The 23,794-nt window shown below is 63.8% G+C and carries 19 protein-coding genes; 9 read left to right on the top strand and 10 right to left on the bottom strand.

What is annotated here, in order from left to right:
• Positions 1–427: 427 nt before the first annotated feature.
• Positions 428–595, bottom strand: a complete 168-nt coding sequence (gene rpmG / locus ACFSX5_RS00745) for a 50S ribosomal protein L33 (RefSeq protein WP_386830837.1) — start codon at positions 593–595, stop codon at positions 428–430.
• Positions 596–862: 267 nt separating this feature from the next.
• Positions 863–2,971 carry an ATP-dependent DNA helicase RecG gene (recG, locus tag ACFSX5_RS00740; protein ID WP_386830835.1) on the bottom strand — a complete coding sequence of 703 codons (2,109 nt, stop codon included), beginning with the start codon at positions 2,969–2,971 and terminating at the stop codon, positions 863–865.
• 267 nt (positions 2,972–3,238) lie between these two features.
• Between recG and ACFSX5_RS00735 the strand changes: the two genes are divergently transcribed.
• Entirely contained in the window at positions 3,239–3,529 is a 291-nt protein-coding gene (locus tag ACFSX5_RS00735; protein ID WP_386830833.1) for a type II toxin-antitoxin system RelE/ParE family toxin, read from the top strand.
• Positions 3,519–3,821, top strand: coding sequence for a HigA family addiction module antitoxin (locus tag ACFSX5_RS00730; RefSeq protein WP_386830832.1), 303 nt, complete (start codon positions 3,519–3,521; stop codon positions 3,819–3,821). Before ACFSX5_RS00735 ends, ACFSX5_RS00730 begins: the two co-directional genes overlap by 11 nt.
• On the opposite strand, the gene ACFSX5_RS00725 is transcribed toward ACFSX5_RS00730, so the two are convergent.
• The gene (locus ACFSX5_RS00725) at positions 3,818–4,135 is read right to left on the bottom strand and encodes a hypothetical protein (RefSeq protein WP_386830831.1); all 318 of its coding nucleotides are present in this window, start codon (positions 4,133–4,135) and stop codon (positions 3,818–3,820) included. The two genes, ACFSX5_RS00730 and ACFSX5_RS00725, sit on opposite strands and share 4 nt — an antisense overlap.
• Positions 4,136–4,514: 379 nt before the next feature.
• Here ACFSX5_RS00725 and ACFSX5_RS00720 point away from each other — a divergent pair, with 379 nt between their 5' ends.
• Complete coding sequence (locus ACFSX5_RS00720; protein ID WP_386830829.1) at positions 4,515–5,759, top strand: epoxide hydrolase family protein; 1,245 nt, start codon at positions 4,515–4,517, stop codon at positions 5,757–5,759.
• 665 nt (positions 5,760–6,424) lie between these two features.
• On the opposite strand, the gene ACFSX5_RS00715 is transcribed toward ACFSX5_RS00720, so the two are convergent.
• Positions 6,425–7,861 carry a response regulator gene (locus ACFSX5_RS00715; RefSeq protein ID WP_386830827.1) on the bottom strand — a complete coding sequence of 479 codons (1,437 nt, stop codon included), beginning with the start codon at positions 7,859–7,861 and terminating at the stop codon, positions 6,425–6,427.
• Entirely contained in the window at positions 7,862–8,458 is a 597-nt protein-coding gene (locus ACFSX5_RS00710) for a hypothetical protein (protein WP_386830825.1), read from the bottom strand.
• A gap of 131 nt (positions 8,459–8,589) precedes the next feature.
• Between ACFSX5_RS00710 and ACFSX5_RS00705 the strand changes: the two genes are divergently transcribed.
• Entirely contained in the window at positions 8,590–10,419 is a 1,830-nt protein-coding gene (locus tag ACFSX5_RS00705; protein WP_386830823.1) for a PAS domain S-box protein, read from the top strand.
• 45 nt (positions 10,420–10,464) lie between these two features.
• Here ACFSX5_RS00705 and ACFSX5_RS00700 read toward each other — a convergent pair whose 3' ends face one another.
• The 3 genes from ACFSX5_RS00700 to ACFSX5_RS00690 form a co-directional block, all read right to left on the bottom strand.
• Positions 10,465–12,912, bottom strand: coding sequence for a PAS domain-containing protein (locus tag ACFSX5_RS00700; RefSeq protein ID WP_386830821.1), 2,448 nt, complete (start codon positions 12,910–12,912; stop codon positions 10,465–10,467).
• 189 nt (positions 12,913–13,101) lie between these two features.
• Entirely contained in the window at positions 13,102–13,491 is a 390-nt protein-coding gene (locus tag ACFSX5_RS00695; protein WP_386830819.1) for a response regulator, read from the bottom strand.
• Between the two features lie 343 nt (positions 13,492–13,834).
• Positions 13,835–14,044 carry a hypothetical protein gene (locus ACFSX5_RS00690; protein ID WP_386830817.1) on the bottom strand — a complete coding sequence of 70 codons (210 nt, stop codon included), beginning with the start codon at positions 14,042–14,044 and terminating at the stop codon, positions 13,835–13,837.
• A gap of 144 nt (positions 14,045–14,188) precedes the next feature.
• On the opposite strand from ACFSX5_RS00690, the gene ACFSX5_RS00685 reads away from it, so the two are divergent.
• Together ACFSX5_RS00685 and ACFSX5_RS00680 are read left to right on the top strand one after the other, a co-directional pair.
• Positions 14,189–15,007, top strand: a complete 819-nt coding sequence (locus ACFSX5_RS00685) for an HlyD family efflux transporter periplasmic adaptor subunit (RefSeq protein WP_386830815.1) — start codon at positions 14,189–14,191, stop codon at positions 15,005–15,007.
• Entirely contained in the window at positions 15,004–16,974 is a 1,971-nt protein-coding gene (locus tag ACFSX5_RS00680) for a glycosyltransferase family 2 protein (protein WP_386830813.1), read from the top strand. Before ACFSX5_RS00685 ends, ACFSX5_RS00680 begins: the two co-directional genes overlap by 4 nt.
• Here the strand turns inward: ACFSX5_RS00680 and ACFSX5_RS00675 are convergent.
• Together ACFSX5_RS00675 and ACFSX5_RS00670 are read right to left on the bottom strand one after the other, a co-directional pair.
• Positions 16,939–18,054: a cache domain-containing protein gene (locus tag ACFSX5_RS00675; RefSeq protein WP_386830811.1), complete on the bottom strand. Its 1,116-nt coding sequence runs from the start codon at positions 18,052–18,054 to the stop codon at positions 16,939–16,941. The genes ACFSX5_RS00680 and ACFSX5_RS00675 overlap by 36 nt on opposite strands.
• A 312-nt stretch (positions 18,055–18,366) precedes the next feature.
• A complete protein-coding gene (locus ACFSX5_RS00670) occupies positions 18,367–18,894 on the bottom strand; it encodes a thermonuclease family protein (RefSeq protein ID WP_386830810.1) in 528 nt (175 codons plus the stop codon).
• 161 nt (positions 18,895–19,055) lie between these two features.
• On the opposite strand from ACFSX5_RS00670, the gene ACFSX5_RS00665 reads away from it, so the two are divergent.
• From ACFSX5_RS00665 to ACFSX5_RS00655, 3 genes are all read left to right on the top strand, one after another.
• Complete coding sequence (locus tag ACFSX5_RS00665) at positions 19,056–19,388, top strand: FAD assembly factor SdhE (protein ID WP_386830808.1); 333 nt, start codon at positions 19,056–19,058, stop codon at positions 19,386–19,388.
• Positions 19,385–22,876: a transcription-repair coupling factor gene (gene mfd / locus ACFSX5_RS00660; RefSeq protein ID WP_386830806.1), complete on the top strand. Its 3,492-nt coding sequence runs from the start codon at positions 19,385–19,387 to the stop codon at positions 22,874–22,876. Before ACFSX5_RS00665 ends, mfd begins: the two co-directional genes overlap by 4 nt.
• A 146-nt stretch (positions 22,877–23,022) precedes the next feature.
• Positions 23,023–23,757, top strand: coding sequence for an invasion associated locus B family protein (locus tag ACFSX5_RS00655; RefSeq protein ID WP_386830804.1), 735 nt, complete (start codon positions 23,023–23,025; stop codon positions 23,755–23,757).
• The last annotated feature ends 37 nt before the right edge of the window (positions 23,758–23,794 follow it).

Raw genomic sequence — 23,794 nt, 5'->3', positions numbered from 1 at the left:
ATCGGCGCAAGTTTAGCCGTTAGGGTTAGCCGTTATAGCTAACAATCGGTTAGCGGTCGTTAACCCTCTCATTTCCTTGAGTTTTAGCGCGCCGGCAGTAGGGTGAGGCCAACACGACGAGCCGGGCAGAACCGGTGACCGTCGCGGGTTCCCTACGGCTCATCTCAGGTCCGCCGCAACTCCTGAGTCCCGTAGGGCGGTTGGTCCGGATGCGGTGAGAGTGGCCTCTTCGACAAGCCGCTCCGGACCAGCCACTCCCCCCTTTTCCTAGCAGATTCGGTAGTTTCCAGCTGCGAAACGTCACCGCCTGAACGGGTTCTGCAGCGAATCCTGAACGCGGATGAACGAATCCTGACGCGCAAATGAGCATGAAAAAACCCCGCATCAACGATGCGGGGTTTTTCGTGACGTGAAGGTGAGCCGGACCTTACTTGATCTTGGCTTCCTTGAACTCGACGTGCTTGCGGGCGACGGGGTCGTACTTCTTGAACGCCAGCTTCTCGGTTTGAGTGCGGGCGTTCTTCTTGGTCACATAGTAGAAGCCGGTGTCGGCCGTGGACACGAGCTTGATCTTGATGGTGTTGGCTTTGGCCATTCGGGTGTCCTCGACAAACAAAAGTGCGCCGCCCACGAGGCAGCGCCGGAATTTGGGCGCAACCTACGGATTTCGCGGCTGGAGTCAAGGTGAAGCTTTGATGGGCACCATGTTACCGCACCCACAGTGTCATCCCCGCGCAGGCGGGGATCCATCCTGAGATACCCGAACCACCACCTGGCGGCTGTTGAGGCATCTCGGGATGGGCCCCGGCTCAAGGTCGGGGTGACATCGACTGTGTGGGTGGCGCAGCGGAAACCAGAGGAACTAGCCGGCGCGGATGAGCGGGATCGCGAGGTCCTTGCGGAAGATGTAGAGCAAAGCGCGGGCCGCTTCGCCGCGGGGGCCGGTGAGACCGGGGTTGTCGCGGAGGAGGGCCTTGGCCTCCTCATGGGCGTAGTCGAGCAGGTGCCGGTGCACGTCGGGGACGGCGATGCGGTAGCCGGGCATGCCGGACTGCCTGGTGCCGAGCAGGTCGCCCTGGCCGCGCAGTTCGAGGTCGCGCTCGGCGATCTCGAAGCCGTCTTCGGTCGACTTCATGGTCTCGAGGCGGGCCTGGGCGGTCTCGCTCAGCGGCTCCTTGTAGAGCAGCAGGCAGGCGGAGCGGATGGAGCCGCGGCCGACGCGGCCACGGAGCTGGTGGAGCTGGGCGAGGCCGAAGCGCTCGGCGCGCTCGATGATGATGATGGAGGCATTGGGGACGTCGACGCCGACCTCGATGACGGTCGTGGCGACGAGCAGCTTGATCTCGCCGGCGGCGAAGCGGGACATGACGTCCTGCTTGGCGGCGGCGGACATGCGGCCATGGACCAGGGCGACCTGGTCGCCGAACACCTGGCGGAGCTCGGCGGCCCGATCCTCGGCGGAAACGACTTCCAGCGTCTCGCTTTCCTCCACCAGTGGGCAGACCCAATAGGCCTGGGCACCCTCGGCGATGCGGGCGCGGAGGCGGGCGACGACGCGGTCGTATTCGTTGACCGAGAGGACGGCGGTGTCGATCGGCTGGCGGCCGCGCGGTTTTTCCCGGAGGACGCTGACCGCCATGTCGCCGAAATGGGTGAGCACCAGCGTGCGCGGGATCGGCGTTGCCGTCATCACCAGGAGGTCGGTGTGCTGGCCCTTGTCGGAGAGGGCGAGGCGCTGGTGGACGCCGAAGCGGTGCTGCTCGTCGACGACGACGAGGCCGAGATTGCGGAAAGCGATATCGGACTGGAACAGGGCGTGGGTGCCGACGGCGATATGGGCTTCGCCCGAGGCGAGGGCGGCGAGGCGGGCGCGGCGCTCGGCGGCGGGGAGCTTGCCGGTGAGGAGTTCGATGCGCAGGCCCGCGGCGTCGCAGAGGGGTTTCAGCGAATTGTAGTGCTGGGTCGCGAGGATCTCGGTGGGCGCCATCAGCGCCGACTGGGCGCCGTCCTCGACCATGGCGGCCATGGTCATCAGCGCCACGGCGGTCTTGCCGGAGCCGACATCGCCCTGCAGCAGCCGCGACATGCGGTCGGGCGCGGCGAGGTCGGCCCTGATCTCGCTTATGGCCTGCTCCTGGCCGGCGGTGAGGCTATAGGGCAGGGCGGCGCGTACCCTCTCGGTTACGGTTCCGTCGAAGCGGCGGGCGATGCCGCGGGACGAGACCATGGTGGAGCGGATGAGCTGCAGCGCCACCTGGCCGGCGAGGTATTCGTCATAGGCGAGGCGCATGCGGGCGGGGGCCCAGAGCTCGGCCTGTTCAGGATTTTCCGGAGCATGGACCTGGCGCAGGGCGTCGGCGAACGGGGGCCACTGGCGCTCGCGAACGGTGGCGGGATCAAGCCATTCGGGGAGGGGCGGGACGGTATCGAGCACCTGGCGGACGAGTTTGCCGAGCGCCTTGTGCGACAGCCCCTGGGTGAGCGGATAGACCGGCTCGACCAGCGGCAGGGTGCTGAACTGGTCGGCGGGCACCACGTAGTCGGGGTGGGTGATCTGCTTTTGGCCGTTGAAGAAGCCGATCTGGCCGGAAACGTAGCGCTCTTCGCCGACCGGCAGCAGCTTTTCCACCCAGCCGCCCTGCGAGCCGAAATAGACGAGGCTGACCTCGCCGGTCTCGTCATGGGCAAAGACCCGGTGCGGCACCTGCGGCTTGCCGCGCGGCGGCGGCTGGTGGTGATCGATATGGAGGCGGAGGGTGACGGTCTGGTTGAGATACGCCTCGGCGATGCCGACCTGCCGGCGCCGGTCGACCACGCCGGTGGGCATGTGCATCAGCAGGTCGAGCGCAATCGCCTCCTGCCCCTCCGGCGCGCCGAAATAGCGGCGCAGCAGCGCCGCCAGCTTGTCGCCCACGCCCTTTATCGAGGGCAGCGAGCGAAACAGCGGCGAAAGGGCGTCGGGACGGGACACGATTCTGGCAGGGCCTCCTCAGGCGGAGGGTAGTGGAGCGGGGGCGGGGGAGGGAAGGGGGCGGGGAGCGCTCACCGGGTGTCATCCCCGCGAAAGTGGGGATCCATCCTGAGATGCGGCATCACCATCTGGCGGCTGTTCGGGTATCGCAGGATGGGCCCCGGCTCAAGGCCGGGGTGACATCGGGGGTGGGGAGGGATCGGGGTCGAGCATACGCTCCGTCAAGTGACGCTTGACGCTTGACGGCCCGAGGCTTACCTTTGCTGCATGGACGTGGAGAGCATCAGGCACAAAGGGCTTCGCCGGTTCTTCGAGACCGGTGTTGCCAGGGGCCTCGTTGGCGAGGTGGACCGCTTGCGCAAGATGTTGGCTTTCATCGACGCGGCCGAGAGCCTGGACGAACTGTCGGTGCCGCCGAATTTCGGACTGCACGAGCGTACCGGCGACCGAAAGGGCACCTGGGCCATGACCGTGACCCGGAACTGGCGGCTGACCTTTCGCGTCAACGAAGACGGCGCCCTGATCGAACTGGACCTGGAGGACTATCATGGCTCTTAGGATGCACCCGTTCCTGACCGTTCATGTCGGGGACTTCCTGAAGACCGAGATCGTTGAGCCGACCGGCATGAGCATCAAGGCGCTGGCGGAGCATTTCGGTGTGTCGCGGCAGGCGTTGAGTACGCTGCTGAACGGCGGCGCCAGCCTCTCGCCCGACATGGCCATCCGCTTCGAGAAGGCGTTCGGGATCAAGGCGGACACGCTGCTGCGGATGCAGACGGCGTATCAACTGGCGCAGGCGCGGCGGAATGAGGCTCAAATCGAGGTCAAGCCGCTGACACGGGCGGCTTAGCCGACCTGCCGGCGCCGGTCGACGACGGCCGGCTCCTGCCCATCCGGCGCGCCGAAATAGCGGCGCAGCAGCGCCGCCAGCTTGTCACCCTCGCCCTTGATCGAGGGCAGGAAGCGAAACAGCGGCGAAAGGGCGTCGGGACGGCCGCGATTCTGGCGGGGCTCCCTGGCGCGGAGGGTAGTGGATTGGGGGCGGGGTGAAGGGGTGGCGGGAAGGGCAACACCAGTGACCACTAAGGGGTGGGTAGCGGACTGTCGGCTTTCAATCGAGATGCTCTGGACCGTGCCGCAGGGGTTCACCCACGCGCCACGCACCCCGAAAGCCTCGCAGAGCATCTTCTTGGATGTACGATCGAAGGCGTTGAGCGTCCAACTCTGGTTTCAATTTCCCCAAATCTGACCCTTCTGCGGATTGAGGCATCGCGTCAGCCTCCTGATCGTGGTTACGATGTTGCAGACATGATGACATAGCCTCTTATCGCCCTCAGGGCACGGAAGCTCTCATGCAAGGTGCTGCGCTTCGAATTGGCCACGCTGCGGCAGGACTGCGGCACCCCCATCGAGGGCATGCTGGTGGTGGCCGGAAGCCCGAGTAAGGACCCGGCGTAACGGTCGCAGGCTGCTGACATGGGCTGGCATAATGGTGATGCATGGTCCTTTGAACGGCTGCGCTGGTGCCGCCAGGAGAGGACCAATGACCAATATCGATCGCCGCACCTTTACCAGTTCTGCCATTACCCTCCTCGCCGCGGCCGGCCTCGGCTCGGGTTCCGCCATGGCGCAATCGAGCCTCACCAAGCCACAGCCGACGCGCATCGCCATTCCCGAACGCGAACTGGCTGACCTGAAGGAGCGGCTGCGCTCGGCCCGCTGGCCGGTCGAGGTCGATCCTGGCCAGTGGACCCGTGGCGTGCCGCAGGACTATATGCGCCGCGTCGTCGATTACTGGGCCAACAGCTTCGACTGGCGCGCCATCGAAGACCAGCTCAACGAATATGAGCAGGTCAATTTCGAGCATGAGGGCCAAGTGCTGCATGCTTTCCACGTACGCTCCGCCCGGCCCGACGCCATTCCGTTGGTGTTGATCCACGGTTGGCCCAGTTCGGCGGTGGAATATCTCAAGGTCATCGAGCCGCTAACCAATCCTGCCGTGGGACGGGCCTTCCACCTGGTCATTCCCAGCCAGCCGGGCTTCGGTCTGTCGCCGGCCTCGAGCCAGGTCGGCTGGACCTCGGTCAAGACGGCCCAGGCGATTGCCGGGTTGATGGCCGACCTGGGCTATGAGCGCTACGCCATTCACGGCAGCGACATGGGCGCCGATGTCGCCGGGCAGCTCGACCAGATCAGCGCCGGCAAGGTCATCGGTGTGCACGTGGCGACCGATACCGACACCATCGTGGCGGTGGCCTCGTTCATGGGCCAAGACCTTTCCTCCAATACGGTGCTTAACGATGACCAAAAGGTCCGAGTCGGGGCCAAGTTTGCCGCCTTGCCCGACGACATGGGCTATATCGGCATCCAGTCCACGCGACCCAAAACGCTGGGCTATGCTCTGCACGATTCGCCGATCGGCCAGCTCGCCTGGATCGTCGAGAAATTCGATGCCTGGACCAATCCGAGCAAGGCCCTGCCGGAAGACGCCGTCGATCTCGATCAGCTGCTGACCAATGTCACTCTCTATTGGTTCGGCGGCGGTGGTGCGGCCTCCGCAAACGCGGTCTATGAAAGCATGAAGGCCATGAGCTGGGCGCCGCCGACCGACACGCCGCAGGGCGCTTCCGCCTTCAACGCTGACGATCTGGCCCGGCCACTCTTCGACCCCGAAGCCAGTTTGCTGTTTTGGCGCGAGCATGCCGAGGGCGGCCATTTCCCAGCTATGGAAGAGCCCGAGCTCCTGGCCAGCGATATTAGGGACTTCTTCACCAGCCTCGCCGGCTGACGGCTAAGGCTAGGCAAAGCGGGCGGGGCTCGGCAAAGCCTGGCTCCGCCTTGCAGTGAGCCCGCCATGAACACTACCTCTTACGTCCCACAAAAAGCGGTAGGCGCTTCCCATCCAGCCTAAGTTGAACAAAACCGGACACTTTGGAGGCTCGTATGCTTAGACCTGTCCTAATCATAGCGTGCTGCTTGGCATCAGTTGCAGTCGCCAGCGCTTACGAGTGTCCAATAGGCACCGACGATGTTTTGCAGGTGACGAAATGGTCTGCTGAGCGCGTTGACGACCAGTGGACCAAGACGGTGGCCACGCTACGGAACATATCGGGTGCCGAAGTTCTGCCAGTGCGCATGGCAGACTCTTTGTGGATGGCCCTGGTCCTTCAGAATGGGACATGGCTGGCATGATCATCGTCGAAAAAGCGTTGCCATCAGGTAGTGAGACGACCATCACGGTTCAGGGTACCAGTCTGTCCTATTTGGTATCCGTCGACCAATCGACGACCAAACTCCACGCGTGCATGCAGTAGCGGCTACGGGGTGGGAAGCTGACCGTCTGCTTTTCAGATAGCTCATCGAGATTAAGCAGACTTTGGGTACCGGTCATTGGCTTCAGCGTGAGAGACCGTTCTGTCTAGGCTCGGCGTTTCCGTGCAAATCCCGGTAACGCTACATACGATCAAGCGGCACTACGTTCTTGGACGTGTAGGCAGACAACTCGCCCAGCACGGCAGAGAGCGCTGTCCGCAAGGTCTCATCTGCGAATGGCTTGAAGATGATCTTGAAGGGCGACGGGGCCCGGTCCGTCAGGCGATCGCTATAGCCCGTCATCAGCAGGATGCCGAGCGCCGGCCGTAACCGCCTGGCTTCGTGGGCGAGGTCAAGACCGGACATTTCAGGCATGGTGATATCACTGACCATCACGTCGAAGTGCCGCTCGCGCAGCAACGCGAGTCCCTCCGTGGCGCTGAACACTACCTCTGCCGCAACCTCGGCCTGCTGCAGCATATCGGCAACGCTTTGCGCGACCACCGGGTCATCATCGACCACGAGAGCTCGCAATCCGACCAGACCGGGAGTTACGAAGATAGCCCGCGCCACTTCCACGGCCTTCGGGAGCAGGATGTGCACTGCCGTGCCCGCACCGGGCACGCTGCTTATAGTGGCGATGCCGCCAGACCGCCGTGCAAACCCATACACCTGGCTCAGTCCGAGCCCTGCGGCGGGGGGTGGCTTGGTGCTGAAGAACGGATCGAACACCCGGTTCAGCGCCTCGGCGGCGATGCCGGTTCCGGTGTCGCTGACGGTGATCACCACGTGCGGACCGCGCAACTGCTCCGACATGGTTTCGGCGCGCGGTACGTTCCGCATGCTCAGCATCAGCTTGCCACCATTGGCCATGGCGTCGCGTGCATTAGCTGCCAGGTTCACAAGTGCCACTTCCAGCGCCTGCGGATCGATCTTCGCCGGCCACAGGTGATCAGCGATGTCGGCTGACACCTGGATATCTTCCCGAACAGCCTGCCGCATGATGCCAAGAAGCTTCGGTACAGTGCTCGCGAACTCGACCACCACGGCAGACGCATCGGTCTGCCGCGTGAAGCCCGAGAGCCGCTGGACCGCGCCTTTGCCCTTCTCCACTGATTCCAGCATCAGCGCGGTTATCTTGTCAAAGCGCTGATCATCGCCGCGGTGTCGGCGCAGCTGGGCTATGCCGCTCTGCAGCCCCATCAGCAGATTGTTGAAGTCGTGCGAAAGGCCGCCCGCCAGTTTACTGAGGGCGTCGAAGCGCTGCCACATGGCAACCATGGTGTCCTGCTGTCGTCGAGCCAAAATCTCGCGGCGGATGAGGAAACTCGCCAGCAGGATCAGCAGGACCGACACGCCACCGACTAGAACCAACGACTGCATCGCCAGCGTGGCTGGGCCTTGGTAGACCGCCAGGGGCATGCCAACTCTCACGGTCCACCCGGTGCCAACAATGCCGTGCGAGCCGGCGCGCAGGCCTTCGATACTCAACAAACCGTCACCGGCATCTTCGATTTGGCCCACAGCGTCTGGCGTCGCTGCCACCACTCGACCGTCTTCGTCGACGATCCACGACACCTAACCAGATGGCAGAGTGCTGCTGCGCATGGAGTCGATCAGCGTTTCCGGGCGCAGCACGGCACTGACGATGTAGGACACTTGGCCTTGGCGCACGACCGGCACCCGCACCGCGAACCCCGGCTTGCCTTCCGGGCCGTTCACCATCGCGCCGACTACGGGTTCGCCCGTGGCGGCAACCCGTGCGTGGCTCTCTGCATCCACCACCGCTAGAGTCCCGGTTGAGAGAGGCGGTGACGCCACCAGGAACTCGCCACCGAGATCGCTGACGCGCACGCTGAACCATACCGGCACGCTATGGCGCAAGCGCTCCGCCAACTCGGCGAAGGGGGCGACCTGAAGAGGCGGATCAAGACGTGGAGACTCGCTGAGGATGGTCAGCAGCTCGATCTGGTTGGACAGTTCCTTGGCAACGGCAGTCGCCGCACGTTCCGCGGCGCGGGCGAGTTGAGCGTCGTAGTCGCGCTGTTCTGCACCCGCATAAAGCTGGGTAACAACTGCCGCCGTGACCGTCATCGGGATGATGGCCGCGAGCACCAGCAGCATCCCATACCGCATAGCAGAGAGCCGCAGCGCGGCTCGGCGAAACATGTTCATGGCTTCACGATATCAGAACTCAGGGGGGAGAACAGCGGGTCGCAATAGGCTGAACACCTATCTCGATAAGGCGCTCGGCCTGCGTCGGCGTATGCCAAGCTTAGCCGGGTGACGTCACGCGGCTATGGAACTTGACTGTCATTGCTGGCAAGGTCACCGCCAACCGGGCGAATGACTCGGGCATCGCAACAGAGATCGCCAACTTGCCAGAGCAACTTGCTGCCCGATTGTTGTCCCAGACAAGTGACTTCAGGGCCCTGATCGACATCGCTCCGGCCATGGTGTGGGTGGCTACGGAAGACGGTGCATGCACATTTCTGAGCAAATCCTGGGTCAGCTTCACTGGACAAGACGCTGCTGACGGGCTGAGCTCAGGTTGGCTCCAGGCGATACACCCCGACGACCGAACCGGTGTCCAGTCCGCCTTCGTGTCCGCCCGGGCCGACAAGCGCTCGTATCAGACGGAATACCGCGTCAGAACCGCCACGGGTGGGTACCGCTGGGTGCTGGATTCGGCATCTCCGATCATCCGCCCCGATGGTCTGCTTCAGGGCTACATCGGGTCAATCGTCGACAATGAAGACCGCAAGGTGGCGGAGCTGGAGCGCGAGCGCAGTGAGCGCCGGCTGCAGGTCGCCTTAACTGCGTCCGGCATCGGCACCTGGGAATGGGACGTGGTCGGCAATCACTTCACCTTCTCGCCCAGAGCTCTCGAGATTTTCGGGTTCGAACACGGGCCGGTGACTTACGAGCGCCTGCAGGACTGCATCCTTGCCGAGGATCTGCCGGAAGTGCAGCGGCTGTCGAAACTGGCGCTTGATCCGGCGGTCCGCGCACATGCGCCTTACCGCTATCGCATTCGCCGGGAGACAGCCCAGCGGGTCCGCTGGGTGGAGGCGCATGGCGAGGCGCTGTTCGAGAGCCACAACGGCGCCCTGCGGCCCCACACCTACATTGGCACCTTTCTCGACATCACCGAACACGTGGAACAGGAACGGCGGGCCCGTGAGGACGCCACCCGCCTCGAACTCGCACTCCACGCGGCCGATCTTGCGGTGTGGGAACTGGACATCGCCAATGACCGGGTGTCACCGTCTCCGGCGCTGAACAAGCTCTACGGCTTTGCTGACGATGCAACACCGACAGCGGATGAGTTCCGGTCGCGGTATGCCCCCGGAGAGCAGGAACGATTGGAGCAACTCGGCCGGGAGGCGCTGGCCCGCGGGGAGGACCGAATTTGCGCGGAGGTGAAGCACTTGCTGCCGGACGGGACCGTCCGCTGGCTGCTGATCCAGGCGCAGAGCGCTGCTCCCCTTCCCAGTGGCGGCCCCAGAGCGATCGGCGTGGTCATGGACATCACCGAGCGAAAACTCCACGAAGAGAGTTTGGCAGTAGCTGCCCGAGAAATGGAGCACCGCGTCAAGAACTCGCTCACCTTGGTCCAGAGCCTGGTTCAGCAGTCCTTTCGACCGGACCGTCCCTACGACGAGGCAAAGGCCATTTTCGACCAAAGGCTGCGAGCCTATGTGGATGTCACCGATCTGATCTCCGGCCGCGAAAATCAGGACATCGAGATTGCGTCCCTGCTGACCCGAGCCCTGAATCCTTTTCGGCAAAGCGAGGCTGATCAGTTCTTGCTCGAGGGATTAAACAGCTCTGTACCGTCGCGCATCGCATTCGTGCTTGGCCTGGCGCTGCATGAGCTTGCTACCAACTCTGTAAAGTACGGTGCACTCAGCGTCCCTGAGGGACGGGTGAAGGTCTCGTGGTCGACTTCGGACACCGAATTCCGGCTCGACTGGACAGAGATGGGTGGACCGCATGTGACGCCGCCAACACGTAAGGGGTTTGGCACCCGCCTGCTGAGCGGTGCGCTGCTGACCAACGTCAAGGGTACGGCGAACCTGGAGTACAATCCCTCGGGAGTGCGCTTCCAACTTGTAGTAGGTCAACCCCGCTAGCGCCTTGTTTCCGAAGGGCCTTCATTCCGGTGACGCTGATACGTGTCAGTTCGATGAGGAGCCAAGCTCCGCAAGCCGCTGAACCAGGTCTTGCCTTGTGAACGGCTTGTTTAGTTTCGGTAGGCTCGGGTCAATACCATCGAGTTCGGCATAGCCGGTGATGACCAAGGCTTTGCCAATAATGCCCTGCTCCAACAGCCGGAGCGCTAACTGGCATCCATTGATCCCTGGCATCAGGTGATCGGTGACGAGCAGGTCAGGCCGCAAGCCTTCGTCGATCAAGTCAAGCGCCGCCGCGGCAGAGTCGGCTTCCACCACTTCGAACCCCAATTCGGACAACATGTCAGCGGTGCTCAGGCGCACTACGGCTTCATCGTCAACCAGCAACGCAACACCTTCGGATGTGGGCTCACTCTCCAGTGCTCTCGTGTTCTGCTCTCCACCGTCGGCTTGGCCCGTGCTTCTCTTGAGCCAAAGCTCGACATTAGTGCCCAGTCCGGGCTGGCTCGAGATGGTGAGGGCGCCGCCCAGTTGGGCGGCGAGACCATGCACCATGGACAGCCCCAGCCCCGTGCCGCGACCGATGCCCTTCGTCGAAAAGAACGGCTCTATGGCCCGGGCGAGGGTCGCTTGATCCATGCCACTGCCCGTATCGGCAACGGACAGCCGGACATAGCGCCCCGGCGCCAGGCCGGATCGAGTATCAGCGAGCGCCGTCTCGGCTGAGACGGTAATCCTGACTGTGCCGCTATGGTCTACCATTGCATCTCGTGCGTTCACCACCAGATTGAGCAGCGCCATCTCGAGTTGATTGGCATCAGCCCTGGCGGGAGGCACATCGTCTGCTACCTCCACGATCAGCCTGATCTGCGGCCCCATTGTGCTCGAGAGGAGCCCCGACATTCCACGTACGAGCTTAGCGACGTCGACGCCGGTCGGCTGCAGCGGCTGCCGGCGAGAAAAGGCCAGGAGCCGCTGCACCAAGGTTCGCGCTCGATCGGCAGCCTGCAGGGCATTGGTCACAAGGCGCTGTTCGCGCTCGTCGCCAGTGCCTTTGCGATGAAGTCGATCGAGGGTCCCGAGGATCGGTGCCAGCAGGTTGTTGAAGTCATGTGCAACTCCGCCGGTGAGTTGACCCATGGCTTCCATTTTCTGGGATTGGTGCAATGCCTCCTCTGCAAGGATCTGTCGGGTAACGTTTCGGCTGGACCCTATGATACGGCCGATCCGGCCATCGGCGTCCCGCACAGGCACGATGGATGTGTCCCAATATTGCGGGCCGCCGTTGAGTTCAAAGGCCTCTCGGTACTGCAGAACCACTCCGCTCTGGATCACCTGACGGTAGGCGTCGACCACCTTCTTGGCCGCTTCCGGCGGCATGAAGTCCTCGATGCGCTTGCCGCGGATGTCGTCTATCTTGAAGCCGACGCCTGCTTCATGCGCCGGATTGATCTCCTCAGCGGTAAAGGAGCCGTCTGGCTCGACCCGCACCATGAACAGGGCCTCCGGCGCATTCTCGAAGTAGGCGCGATACAGAGCATCGCTCTCCCGCCGGGCCCGCTCAGTTTCCCGCAGTTTCTCCTGCTCGCGCTGGCTTTCCGCCAGAGCCTCAGCCACGCGCCGTTCAAGACTTTCGTTGAGTTCACGTAGTTTCGCTTCGGCTCGGGCCCGCTCCACCGCCTGCCAAGTCTGCTCAACGACCTCCCGAGCCAGGCCGGTTTCGCTCTCCGTCCATTGATGTGGCTCGGGGTGATGCAGATAGAGCATCGCAACAAAGCGACCCTCCTTGAACAGGGGGACGGCAAGTACTGATCGAGTGTCGATAGCTGCGAAAGCTGCAGACGACGGTCCCACCCGTGGGTCGGTGTTCACGTCATCCACCCACATCATGCGCCCGGCGCGCAGTTCACCAACGATTTCCGGCCCGAAGTTGTCCATGCGGTGGCGACCGGCCACACTGCCAATCCGCCCGTCGATCCAGTCGCTTTCGACGATCACGTCCTTACCCGTAGGGTCGACTTCCCCGTACCCGACGCGGGCTATACCCAGTTCGCGTCCCAAGGCTTCTGCGGCCGCCGCCATGATCTGAGCCGCGTCCGCCAAGCCGTGAAGCCTGCGTTCCAGCGACAACCGGAATGCGTCGCGGCGACGACTGATCACCGTCTCTGTGGTCTCAGTGCAGGCGCAGAACATGCCGCCGACGCGGCCCTCATCGTCAAGGATGGGGGAATAGGAGAAGGTGAACCAAGTTTGCTCTTCGAACCCCTTGCGATTCATCAGTAGCGGCAGGTCTTCCTGGAATGTGGCCTCACCGGCTAATGCTGCCTCGATCAGGGAGATAATATCCGGCCAGATCTCCTTCCAAATCTGGTCGAAGCGCCTGCCCAGCGCGTCCGGGTGCTTGGCGCCGAGAACCTGGGCGTAAGCGTCATTGTAGAGAAAGCCGAGCTCCGGCCCCCAAGCCACGAACATCGGGAACTTCGACTGCAGCATCAGGGCTATCGCTGTTCGAAGAGCCTGGGGCCAATTCTCCGGTTTTCCTAGGGGCGACTTCGACCAGTCGTTCTCCCGCATGCGGCGCGCCAGCTCGCTGGTGCCGGCTAAGAACGCAGCGCTGGAAGCTGATAGGTGGGACATGAACTGACCTCTACTTGCCGGAGCAAGTCCAAACCCTCCTCCGGACTAAGACGGCGGAATCGAGTTCGATTGGGTAATGAGCTGGGAAATCGCCGTCACGAGTTGCGCCATGGCGAAGGGTTTCTGCAGGAGAACGCTGTGCGGGACGCCATTGGCCGCCCAATCGGCAGCGCTGTCGCCCGTCATGTAGATGACAGGGATAGTGGGGGAAAGTTCCCGGGCCCGGTGGGCAACGTCCCATCCTGATGGGCCGGCGCCCATCCTTATGTCGGTGATCAAGCCACGAAAGCGGGCGACATCCTTTTCTAGCTCCTCGATTGCTTTGATGCCGTTGTCCACAACAAGGGTGTCGTAACCGCCCTCTGCCAAGGCGTCTTCGAGGTTAGGCAGAAGAAGCGCCTCGTCTTCGGCAAGCAACAGGACGGCAGTGTTCATGTAGAGGCCCCTTCGACGAGAGCGCCCCGGGACGAGGACGTCGGCGTCTCTGCCGAGGTCCCTCAACTTTGGCTCCATCGTAGCCGCTAAGAATGCTGCCGCAGTGTTTTTGTTCCGGCGGCAGAGTGGTAGTGCCGCGACTGACAAGAGATTTCTGCCGGGCTGTTCGTTCGGGGGCGAGAAGCAACTCGGCGACTTAGCCGCTAGAGTACGCTCACTGTACCGGCTTCCAAGCGTACATAGTCTCAGTCCGTTGCGAAAACCTGAGGCGGCATGGGGATTGCTAGCGTGCTAGCCTCAGTCCTACGAGCCTATCCGAAGGGGTCCTTAAAAGAACATCCAATCATGCCGTCCGCGCTTTCCAGCAGATGTCGATGGCCATCAGGGTGACGGTGACCAGGGCGAGCTTGATGAAGATGGCCAGCTCCTGACCTTGCAGCCAAGCGGGGCCGCCATGATGAGTGGCATACAGGCAGGCGAACGCGACCGCCAGGATAGCGGTGAAACCTGTGACCAAGGTCGACAGCAGGTGACGGCGGCTCAGGTGAGGCAAGGGGCGCTCCTGTGAATGGGGGCCACCCTGCCAGCTGCGGTTCACCGCGACCTTTCACGGATCGGCGCATTTTTACGGAAGACTGCAAGTGACCTTTGTCCGGTTTGCGGGCAGCCTTGCCGCTGATTCCTGGACGAGGCGGACATGAAATACGCTCTTCGCATCTTCGGCCTTCTAGCCGTGGTCTTTGCACTCTACGTCATCGTGGGCGAGCAGCTGGTGGGCTCGAGCGGTGATGCCTACGTCAATACGCGCCTCGCTGAGATCCAGAGCCCGACCGACGGGGTGGCGCAGCTTGCCCTTGGGCCGCTTGGCAGCCGCATCGCGCTGAGTGAAGCCATCGGCAACATCGCGCCGCGGGCGGACAATTCCTTATCGTTCCTCGGCCCGGAGCAGCAGCGCGCCATCTACGCGGCGGATCTGGAAGCCAATGCTACCCAGCCGGGAACTGAGCCGGCGGCGGTGCTCGAACGGCGCATCGAGGCACTCGATCGTCTTATCGAAGAACAGCGAGCCCATCTTCTTGCTGGACAGAACACCGCGCTCCGAAGCACGGCCAATGGCATTATCTGGAGCATCAATGCGCATTCGGGACAGTCAGTCGCAGCCGGAGACACCATCGCCACTCTCGCCGACTGCGATGCAGCGTTCATCCACGCCAGCATCGACCAGCGGCTGTATAACCGGCTGAAGGTTGGCGACAACGCCCAGTTCCGCTTCCACGACGGCCCGGTTCTGGATGTAACGGTGGCCCTGTTGGCTGGCACGGGACCGCGTAGTCTGATCGAGACCCTTGCCATCAGTCCCACCGAGCGGCTGCTAGACGGCTATTCGGTGCTGCTTACGTCCCCGGCGCTGAACCAGCAGGGCTCCTGTCCGCTCGGCCGAACCGGACGCGTGGTGTTCAGCGAGGGACCACTCTCCGGTGCCGGCGAGTGGTTCTCCGGACTTGGCCTTCGATGATCCTGTTTCCGGAGTGGCTGGTCGCTTGGGTGCCGAGCCTGCTGGTGGCCGGCATCGGTTTGGGCATCGCGCCTATCTTGTCGCGCCACAACGGCTGGATGCGAGCGGCTTTCATGCTGCTGGCGGCATTCTTTTCAGTGCGCTACCTAGTGTGGCGCCTGACGGAGACCGTGGCGCCGATCGGCTTCACTCTGGATGCGCTCGCCAGTTGGTCCTTCGCCCTGATCGAAGCTGCGACCGTCATTTCGAGCCTGTCGGCCTTCCTCATCCTGTCACGCCACCGGGCTCGCTCCGGCGATGCCGACGCCAATCTTCCGTGGGTGGAGAAGGTCGCTCCAAGTGTGGCGGTCGTTGTCGCCACCTACAACGAGGAATGGTCGGTGCTGGAGCGGACGCTGGCCGGTGCCTTGGCGAGTGAATACCGCAACAAGACCATTCACGTGCTCGATGATGGCCGCCGCGAATGGCTGCGTGAGCGCTGCGCCGAGCTCGGCGTGGAGCATGTGACGCGACCCGACAACGATCACGGCAAGGCTGGCAACATCAATCACTTCCTTCGCGAGCTGCGGAGGCGAGGCGAGGAGCCGGACTTCGTTGCCGTGCTAGACGCGGACTTCGTTCCGCACCGGGATTTTTTCACCCGCACCCTGGCGCTGTTTGCCGACGAGACCATCGGCCTGGTCCAGACTCCGCAGCACTTCTTCAATCCGGACCCGATCCAGCATAATCTCGGCATCAGCCGCTCCTATCCGGACGAGCAGCGCTTCTTCTTCGACTACATGCAGCCGGCCCGAGATGGCTGGGACATTGCAGTGTGCTGCGGCACCTCCTCCATCGTCCGGTGGACGGCGCTGGAGGCTATCGGCGATTTCCCCACCTCCAGCGTCACCGAAGACTACATGCTGACGTCGGTGCTCAAGATGAAGGGCTATTCCACGGCCTATCTGAACGAGCCGCTCAGCGAAGGCCTGGCTCCGGAAGGACTCAAGGAATACATCACCCAGCGATCCCGCTGGTGCCTCGGTCTGATGCAGATCGTGCGCAGTCCTGCTGGCCCCTTCAGCACGGAGCCCCTCCGCTTTCGCGACCGCTGGAGCGTACTCGACTCCTGCCTCTACTGGCTGACGACGTTCCCCTTCAAGATCGCGTGCATCGTCTATCCGCTGCTCTACTGGTATCTCGGCGTTACGGTGGTGGACGCGCCGCTCTATGAGGTTATCAGCTATTTCGGGCCCTACTACCTCGCCACAATGGTGTTCCTGAACTTCGTCTCGATCGGCATGTTCGTGCCCATCGTCAACGATATCAGCCAACTGGTCGGGGCTTGGGAGATCAGCCGGTCCGCAATCACCGGCCTGATCAAGCCGCATGGCCATGCCTTTAAGGTGACCATGAAGGGGGGCGATCGGGACCGTATCGTCATTCAGTGGCCGATCATGCGACGGTTTCTCGCCGCCTTTATTCTGACCGTAGGCGGCCTGTTGATAGGGCTGACCTCGGACTATCTGTTCGACGCCCACGCCGGCGAGGGCAAGATCGTCATCCTGTTCTGGACGCTCTACAATCTACTGGTTCTGGCCGGCACTATGTTGGTCTGCATCGAACTGCCACGAACGGCATCGATCCTGCGCTCCAACCCGGAACAGGTGGAGGTGCTGGTCGATGGGGAAAGCCGCAGGGTGTGGCTCACCGACATCCATGCCGAGGCGCTGCGGCTCCGCGGTTTGGCACTGCCCGTCGGCAAGGCCTTCACGTGTTTTGTACCTGGCGTGGGTGAGATTTCGGCCGAAGTCACCCTCTCACTCAACGCCGCCGTCGATGCTCGAATCACGCTGACGGCGGCTCAGCGGGAAGACCTGATCGAGAAGCTTCACACCCAGACGGGAGCCCCCGGCACTGCTGGTGTCGCAGCAGCGGGGCTCGGAGCCGGGCTATTGCGGCGTCTCATTGCTGGAACTGTTCGCTGAACTTCGTCCCTGAGCACCAAGCCGCGACTGCAACAAGGCAATTGCGTCCGATAGGATCGTAGCTTCTGCGAAGCGTCGGTGCTCGCGCACATAGGGTGTCGGCTCGCCACGGGCGAGTTGCAGGAAGTTCTCGGCCAGGCTGCGCAGCGGCCGGAGCAGGATGGCCGCGATTACCCCGAACGCCACCAGCATCAGTAGGAACACCGCTGCAGCCATAGTCAGCATCTGGGTGCGGAAGGTGGTTTCAGCGCCCTGCACGTAGGTGGGATCCAACCGGGCGACCATGCTCCAGCCGAAAGACGGCAACGACTGGTAGCTGAACTGCGGTAGCGTGGTGGCGAAATAGGTTTCCCCATCAGGCCACACCTCGTTCTCAGTTGTCTCTACACCGAGGGAGGCGGCGCGGAAGCTGCGGAGGCCTGACACATCGGATACCGATGGATCAGTTTGCAGGATGATCGTGCCGGCACGATTCAGAATGAATGCGTCAAGCTGGAGGCGCCCGGCGGCTTCCGTGGCGAGTTGCTCTACCCACTCCCAGTTCACATGCGCGCCGAGGACACCCGCCACCTGTCCGCGCTCATCCCGTATCGGGGCGGAGAAATCCACAAAGCGGATCGGATCATCATTGTTGCTCTCGAGGAGCTTTGCCAGCAGCACCGCTTCATGAACATCGCCGGCGAAGGGACCAGCTAAGCCCTGCTGAAACCAGGGTCTCTGGGCGACATTCTCCCCCTCCAGCATCCCGCCACTCGCTGCGAGCACGGTACCGCTGCGGTCCGCAATGCCGATCCAGGAGAACTTGTCGATGTTCGGCTCAAGGCCAACAATGGTCGCCTCCGCCAATGCCGGCTCGAATTCACCGGAGACACGCTCGGCTGCCCTCTCTACCCGCTGCCATTCTTCAAAGAGGGACCGGCTGAGGAAAGTGCCCAGCGCCTCCGTGCGCACATGCACCGCCTGTTCGGAGGTACTGACGCTGTACGATCGCAGCCCCGATTGGAAAAGCCAGGTCAAGGCCGCTAGGCCCGCACACAACACCAGCGCGAGCACCAAGGAGAGCAAAGACCTCAACTTCATCCGAATCCCCTTCGTGGACAGGCAAGGGGCGAAGGGTTGCTTCGTGCCGGGCGGACGAGAACCCCTCGGCGGCAACTTTGGTGAACATGGCGTTAACGCACTCTCGTGCGGCCTCTTCGCCGATGGTAGTCTGATTGCCAACTAGCTGACAGCCGTTCCCTATCCGGACGAGTGTCGCTCCTACTCGTATTACATACGCCCGGCGGCCCAATGTCGGCTTTCGGGTAGAGACCAACATCAGCCTAATGACCGATACGGGGTCGAAAGCCGCCGCAGCGTTGCCCGTCTTCTTCAATCAGCCAGTCGCCCCAGCTATCGCTTCTCCTGCACCGGCCGCCCCTGCTGGCGTGCCTGCGCTCGCCAGAGCCTCTTCCGGGCATCCACCGGTTCCAGATGACGATACTTCCCGCCGGAGAACTTCGGCCAATCTAGCGCCAGGCCAGAGCGGACGAGTTCGGCGGCTAGGTCGCGCCCGTCGGGCAGGAAGCACTCGGCGACTACGCGGTCGTAGGAGAGTTCGGGCCTGATCCGGGCGGTGACCGTCTGCCCTTTGCACAACTGGACCATGGCCCACTTGGCCTTCTGACCCCAAGGATGGTCGAGTTCGGGGGCGTCGATGCCGGCGAGGCGGATGCGGGTGCCGGCGATGTCGAGGGTGTCGCCGTCAATCACCCAGCACTGGCCGCGCAGGATCGTCTCGCGTGGGCGTGGCGGTGGCGGAGATCGCCGAAGCACCGCGATCGCGTCCTCTGTGGAGCGGAAGGGTGAATCTTCGACGGGCGGCGGAGCCGGCGTGCGGCGGCCGGAGAGAATCCGCACCAGAATGCGAAAGAAGCGCATGTCCTTCCCCCAAAGACTGCGTGTCTCCGGCGGCGATGGCCGGGATGGTGCAGCATTGCCGGAAAAGACCGGCAAGGGAAGCGGACGTGCTCTGTCCGGTAAAGCGAGTGTTGCGAGTTTCCGCAACCACCACCTTTCCCCGGCATTGATGCGGCACCAACATGCGCGTAAGAACGCCGGCACATCCTCAACCCCTCAGCATCATGGTGCGTCGAATGACTGCCGGTGAAGACATTGCCATGCGCAGGAAGCGCCTTCGGTATCGGGCGTGGCACCGGGGGACGCGGGAGATGGACCTGGTGCTGGGGCCGTTCGCGGATGCCGAGATCGAGGGGCTCGACACTGTCGAGCTCGATCGGCTGGAGCGGCTGATGGATGAGGAGGATCCGGCGCTGTTGACCTGGGTGCTGGGGCAGGCGGAGCCGCCGGCGCATGTGGATAGCGAGTTTTTGGAGCGGGTGATCCGGTCGCACCGCCAGCGGATGAGCGCATGAACGAGCACAAGCTTCCCGAGGTGCCGGTGCGCACGCTCGCCAATGTTCCCGACGGCATGCAGCCGATGGTGCTGGCGCGGCTGGTCGAGGAGCGGCTGAAGGCGGCGCCGGACGATCCGGTCAGCCTGGTGTTCGTGGCGCGCGACGGGCGGCGGCTGCAGCGGATGGAGGAGATTCTCTCCGCCATGCTGCCGGGGCATCCGGTGCTGACGCTGCCGGCCTGGGATTGTTTGCCCTATGACCGGGTGTCGCCCAATACCGTCACCATCGCGGCACGGATGAACACGCTGGCGGCGCTGGTGGGCGATGCCAAGGGGGCGGTGGTGATCACCGCCGTCAACGCGCTGATCCAGAAGCTGCCGCCGCGCGAGGCGGTGGAGGAGATGAGTTTTTCGGCCGCCACCGGCAAGGTGGTGGATAGCGAGAAGCTGATCGCCTGGGCGGCCAACAATGGCTATCTCCGGGTGCCGACGGTGCGCGAGAGCGGCGAATATGCGGTGCGCGGCGGGCTGGTGGACCTGTTCCCGGCCGGCTCGGAAACGCCGCTGCGCTTCGATTTCTTCGGCAAGCAGCTCGAATCGATCCGCACCTTCGACGCGGATACGCAGCGCACCACCGGCATGCTGAAGCGGGTGGAACTGACCCCGATCAGCGAGGTGGTGCTGAACGAAGAGAATATCCGCCGGTTCCGCCAGAACTATACGGCCGCCTTCGGCGGCAACACGGTGGACGACACGCTCTATGCCTCGATCAGCGGCGGGTCGCGCTATTCGGGGACGGAGCACTGGCTGCCGTTCTTCTACGAGCATCTGGACCGGCTGAGCGACTATGTGGGCGACGCGCCCTATGTGTTCGACGACCAGGCGGTGGATGCCTACGAGACGCGCGTGGCGCAGATCCGCGACTATTACGAGGCGCGCGAAACCGCGCGGCTGCAGCCGGCGGTGGCCGGGGCAGGGGCGCCGTACAAGCCGGTGAAGCCGGAGCTGCTCTACGACGTCGACACACATCCGTACGGGCTCTCCGGAGCTTCGGTGGTGCAACTGACGCCGTTCCTGGCGCCGGGGGTGAAGCGGAACGACGATGCCGGTGGGCGCATCGCGCCGAGCTTTGCGGCGGAGCGGCAGGCGGCGGATACCAATCTCTTCCAGGCGGTGGTGGAGCGCCTCTTGGCGGAGCGGCGGCGGGGGCGGCGGAGCGTCGTGGCCTGCTGGAGCCCGGGCTCGCGCGATCGCATGGCGCAGGTGCTGCAGGATCACGGGCTGACCAATCCGCGGCTGGCCGAGAACTGGCGCGATGCCGAGACGACGAGCGCGGCGACCACCTCGCTGGTGGTGCTGCCGCTCGAGACGGGGTTCGAGACCGACGAGCTGCTGGTGCTGAGCGAGCAGGATATTCTCGGCGAACGGATCCTGAGGCCGCAGCGGCGGAAGCGCGCGCAGGATGCGCTGACCGAGGCGGCGGGGCTGGCGGCGGGCGATCTGGTCGTCCATGTCGATCACGGTATCGGCCGGTTCCTGGGGCTGGCGGTGATCGAGGCGGGCGGGGCGCCGCATGAGTGCGTCGAGCTCGAATATGCCGGCGACACCAAGCTCTACCTGCCGGTGGAGAACATCGAGCTGTTGACGCGCTACGGCTCGGACGACAGCTCGGTCACGCTCGACAAGCTCGGTGGCGTGGCGTGGCAGGCCAGGAAGGGCAAGCTCAAGAAGCGCATCCGCGAAATGGCGGAGCAGCTGATCAAGATCGCGGCGCAGCGGCAGTTGATGCGGGCGGACCGGGTGGAGCTCAATCCCGGCTCATATGACGAGTTCGTGGCGCGCTTCCCCTATGACGAGACCGAAGACCAGATGGCCGCCATCGAGGCGGTGTTCGACGACCTGACCTCGGGCCGGGTGATGGACCGGCTGGTGTGCGGCGATGTCGGCTTCGGCAAGACCGAGGTGGCACTGCGGGCGGCGTTTGCGGTGGCGCTGAGCGGCAAGCAGGTGGCGGTGGTGGTGCCGACGACACTGCTAGCGCGGCAGCACTTCCGGACTTTTGCGGAGCGCTTCCAGGGGCTGCCGGTGCGGGTGCGGCATGCCTCGCGCATGGTCAGCGCCAGCGAGCTCAAGGCGACCAAGGAAGGGCTGGCGGACGGGCAGGTCGACATCGTGGTCGGCACCCATGCGCTGCTGGGCAAGGGCATCAAGTTCAAGGACCTGGGGCTCCTGATCGTCGACGAGGAGCAGCACTTCGGCGTGTCGCACAAGGAGCGGCTGAAGGAGCTCAAGGCGAACGTGCATGTGCTGACGCTGACGGCGACGCCGATCCCGCGCACGCTGCAACTGGCGCTGACCGGGGTACGCGACCTGTCGCTGCTGGCGACGCCGCCGGTCGACCGGCTGGCCATACGCACCTTCATCTCGCCCTTCGACCCGCTCTCTGTGCGCGAGGCGCTGCTGCGCGAGAAATATCGCGGCGGGCAGAGCTTCTACGTGGTACCGCGGATCAAGGATCAGGGGGACATCGCCGAGTTCCTCCGCACGCAGGTGCCGGAGGTGAGCTTCGTTGCCGCCAATGGGCAGATGGCGCCGGGCGAGCTCGACGACATCATGAACAATTTTTACGACAACAAGTTCGACGTGCTGCTGGCGACGACGATCGTGGAGTCGGGGCTCGATATCCCGAACGCCAACACCTTGATCGTGCACAAGGCGGATCAGTTCGGGCTGGCGCAGCTCTACCAGATCCGCGGCCGCATCGGGCGGAGCAAGCAGCGCGCCTATGCGCTGTTCACGGTGCCGGCGGACAAGAAGCTGACCGATACGGCGGAGCGGCGGCTCGGCGTGCTGCAGTCGCTCGAATCGCTGGGTGCTGGCTTCCAGCTCGCGAGCCACGACCTCGATATCCGCGGGGCCGGCAACCTGCTCGGCGACGAGCAATCGGGCCATATCCGCGAGGTCGGGTTCGAGCTCTACCAGTCGATGCTGGAAGAGGCGGTGGCCAACCTCAAGGCCGGCGGCGACGCCGAGTACGAGGACAAGAACGAGTGGAGCCCGTCGATTTCGCTCGGCATGCCGGTGATGATTCCGGAAGACTATGTGCCGGACCTGCAGCTTCGCATGCAGCTCTACCGGCGCTTGGGCGACCTTACGGAGGTGCGCGAGATCGATGCCGCCGGTGCCGAGCTGATCGACCGCTTCGGACCGCTGCCGGAAGAAGTCGAGGCGCTGCTCAAGGTGATCCTGGTCAAGGCGCTGTGCCGCAAGGCCAATGTCGAGAAGGTGGACGCGGGGCCCAAGGGCGCGGTGCTGACGCTGCGGAACGGGGAGTTCCCGAATCCGACGGGGCTGGTGAAGCTGGTGGCGGACCCGGGCAACCAGGTGCGGGTGAAGCCGGATCAGAAACTCGTGTTCGCCCGCAACTGGCCGACACCGGAGACGCGGCTCAAGGGGGCGGCGGCGATCCTGTCACGGCTGGCGCGGCTTGCCGAAAGCGCCGACTGAGGCCGGCGCATATACCCTTTGGCCATAAAGTTTTGGCAGGAGGGTTCGGTCATGTTATTGCCGGATTTCAGCCCTTGAAGGGCAGTCTCATTCTCCGGCGTGGCGCCCGACGCCTATCGAACCGCCACAAGAGCCAAGGACAGTCTATGAACCTCAGGAAACCTCTCGTTGCTGGCCTTACGGCTGCCGCGCTGACGCTGTCGCCAATGGCCGTGTTCGCCCAGGACGCTGCGCCCGCAACCGATGCCCCCGCTGCCGAAAGCACCGAAGCGCCTGCCACCGATACGGCTGCTGCTCCCGCCGCTGGTGCGGCCCTGCCGAGCCAGAACTGGCTGAAGGTCTGCGACCCGCTTCCCGATGGGCAGCAGGCCTGCATCCTGCGCCAGGTGGTGCTGGCCAATGGTCAGTTCCTCGGCTCGTTCCTTCTGCGCGACGATCCGGGCCAGGAATCGCGGCTGCTGGCCGTTGCCGCGGTGCCGCTCGGGGTGCTGCTGCCGTTCGGCCTGACTTGGCAGATCGATGGCGGCCAGGAAATCAAGGTCCCCTACATGCTGTGCGATCCGCAGTCCTGCGCGACGCAGCTGGTGATCAACGAGCAGTTCATCAACTCGATGAAGCGCGGCAACAAGCTGACGCTGACCGCCAAGAACCGCCAGAACCAGGACCTGAAGATCGAGATCGACCTGGCCGGCTTCACCGCCACCTATGACGGCGATGCCGCGCTGAACTTCGACGAGTTCCAGCAGGCGACCTCGGGTGAGCAGGCTCTGGAGCAGGTGCTGCAGGACCGCGCCGAAGCGCTGCGCCGTCAGCTCTCCGAAGGCGGCGATGGTGAGGCTCCTGCCGAGGGCGATGCTCCGGCCGAGGCACCCGCTCAGTAACGCCGGATTGCAGTTTGATAGAGAGGGCGCGGGAAAC

The organism is Devosia albogilva (genome assembly GCF_042685625.1).
GTDB classification, from domain to species: Bacteria; Pseudomonadota; Alphaproteobacteria; order Rhizobiales; family Devosiaceae; genus Devosia; species Devosia albogilva.
Note: the sequence above shows the minus strand (reverse complement) of the source record. Positions and strands in the feature narration are given on the sequence as shown.

What these genes read in the sequence shown, in the direction of transcription:
- rpmG (WP_386830837.1), bottom strand. Translation starts at nt 595, where the DNA reads ATGGCCAAAGCCAACACCATCAAGATCAAGCTCGTGTCCACGGCCGAC.
- ACFSX5_RS00735 (WP_386830833.1), top strand. Translation starts at nt 3,239, where the DNA reads ATGGACGTGGAGAGCATCAGGCACAAAGGGCTTCGCCGGTTCTTCGAG.
- ACFSX5_RS00730 (WP_386830832.1), top strand. Translation starts at nt 3,519, where the DNA reads ATGGCTCTTAGGATGCACCCGTTCCTGACCGTTCATGTCGGGGACTTC.
- ACFSX5_RS00720 (WP_386830829.1), top strand. Translation starts at nt 4,515, where the DNA reads ATGACCAATATCGATCGCCGCACCTTTACCAGTTCTGCCATTACCCTC.
- ACFSX5_RS00710 (WP_386830825.1), bottom strand. Translation starts at nt 8,458, where the DNA reads ATGAACATGTTTCGCCGAGCCGCGCTGCGGCTCTCTGCTATGCGGTAT.
- ACFSX5_RS00700 (WP_386830821.1), bottom strand. Translation starts at nt 12,912, where the DNA reads ATGCTGCAGTCGAAGTTCCCGATGTTCGTGGCTTGGGGGCCGGAGCTC.
- ACFSX5_RS00695 (WP_386830819.1), bottom strand. Translation starts at nt 13,491, where the DNA reads ATGAACACTGCCGTCCTGTTGCTTGCCGAAGACGAGGCGCTTCTTCTG.
- ACFSX5_RS00685 (WP_386830815.1), top strand. Translation starts at nt 14,189, where the DNA reads ATGAAATACGCTCTTCGCATCTTCGGCCTTCTAGCCGTGGTCTTTGCA.
- ACFSX5_RS00680 (WP_386830813.1), top strand. Translation starts at nt 15,004, where the DNA reads ATGATCCTGTTTCCGGAGTGGCTGGTCGCTTGGGTGCCGAGCCTGCTG.
- ACFSX5_RS00675 (WP_386830811.1), bottom strand. Translation starts at nt 18,054, where the DNA reads ATGAAGTTGAGGTCTTTGCTCTCCTTGGTGCTCGCGCTGGTGTTGTGT.
- ACFSX5_RS00670 (WP_386830810.1), bottom strand. Translation starts at nt 18,894, where the DNA reads ATGCGCTTCTTTCGCATTCTGGTGCGGATTCTCTCCGGCCGCCGCACG.
- ACFSX5_RS00665 (WP_386830808.1), top strand. Translation starts at nt 19,056, where the DNA reads ATGCGCGTAAGAACGCCGGCACATCCTCAACCCCTCAGCATCATGGTG.
- mfd (WP_386830806.1), top strand. Translation starts at nt 19,385, where the DNA reads ATGAACGAGCACAAGCTTCCCGAGGTGCCGGTGCGCACGCTCGCCAAT.
- ACFSX5_RS00655 (WP_386830804.1), top strand. Translation starts at nt 23,023, where the DNA reads ATGAACCTCAGGAAACCTCTCGTTGCTGGCCTTACGGCTGCCGCGCTG.